This window comes from Brevibacterium sp. HMSC08F02 (assembly GCF_001807555.1).
Taxonomy (GTDB): Bacteria; Actinomycetota; Actinomycetes; order Actinomycetales; family Brevibacteriaceae; genus Brevibacterium; species Brevibacterium ravenspurgense.
The window spans coordinates 1-1,330 of record NZ_KV789353.1 but is presented as its reverse complement, the minus strand read 5'-3'; the positions used below and the strand labels follow the sequence as shown (position 1 = coordinate 1,330).

Genomic DNA, 1,330 nt, shown 5'->3' with positions numbered 1-1,330 from the left:
TGTGTTGCTCCTTAGAAAGGAGGTGATCCAGCCGCACCTTCCGGTACGGCTACCTTGTTACGACTTAGTCCCAATCACCGGTCCCACCTTCGACGGCTCCCCCCACAAGGGTTAGGCCACCGGCTTCGGGTGTTACCGACTTTCGTGACTTGACGGGCGGTGTGTACAAGGCCCGGGAACGTATTCACCGCAGCGTTGCTGATCTGCGATTACTAGCGACTCCGACTTCACGTAGTCGAGTTGCAGACTACGATCCGAACTGAGACCGGCTTTAAGGGATTCGCTCCACCTCACGGCATCGCCACCCTCTGTACCGACCATTGTAGCATGCGTGAAGCCCAAGACATAAAGGGCATGATGATTTGACGTCATCCCCACCTTCCTCCGAGTTGACCCCGGCAGTCTCCTATGAGTTCCCACCATCACGTGCTGGCAACATAGAACGAGGGTTGCGCTCGTTGCGGGACTTAACCCAACATCTCACGACACGAGCTGACGACAACCATGCACCACCTGTACACCAGCCCCGAAGGGCGCACCTATCTCTAGGCGATTCCAGTGCATGTCAAGCCTTGGTAAGGTTCTTCGCGTTGCATCGAATTAATCCGCATGCTCCGCCGCTTGTGCGGGCCCCCGTCAATTCCTTTGAGTTTTAGCCTTGCGGCCGTACTCCCCAGGCGGGGAACTTAATGCGTTAGCTACGGCGCGGAATCCGTGGAATGGACCCCACACCTAGTTCCCAACGTTTACGGCATGGACTACCAGGGTATCTAATCCTGTTCGCTCCCCATGCTTTCGCTCCTCAGCGTCAGTAACAGCCCAGAGTCCCGCCTTCGCCACCGGTGTTCCTCCTGATATCTGCGCATTTCACCGCTACACCAGGAATTCCAGACTCCCCTACTGCACTCCAGTCTGCCCGTACCCACTGCACGCGCACCGTTAAGCGGCACGATTCCACAGCAGACGCGACAAACCACCTACGAGCTCTTTACGCCCAATAATTCCGGACAACGCTTGTACCCTACGTATTACCGCGGCTGCTGGCACGTAGTTAGCCGGTACTTCTTCTGCAGGTACCGTCACCCAAAGGCTTCTTCCCTACTGAAAGAGGTTTACAACCCGAAGGCCGTCATCCCCCACGCGGCGTCGCTGCATCAGGGTTTCCCCCATTGTGCAATATTCCCCACTGCTGCCTCCCGTAGGAGTCTGGGCCGTGTCTCAGTCCCAGTGTGGCCGGTCGCCCTCTCAGGCCGGCTACCCGTCGTCGTCTTGGTAGGCCATTACCCCACCAACAAACTGATAGGCCGCGAGCCCATCCCCAACCGAAAAA

1 rRNA gene is annotated in these 1,330 nt (G+C 57.4%); it reads right to left on the bottom strand.

The annotated features are described in order from the left end of the window. Nucleotides 1-15: 15 nt before the first annotated feature. Nucleotides 16-1,330: ribosomal RNA gene (locus tag HMPREF3172_RS04765) — 16S ribosomal RNA — on the bottom strand; the annotation flags it as partial.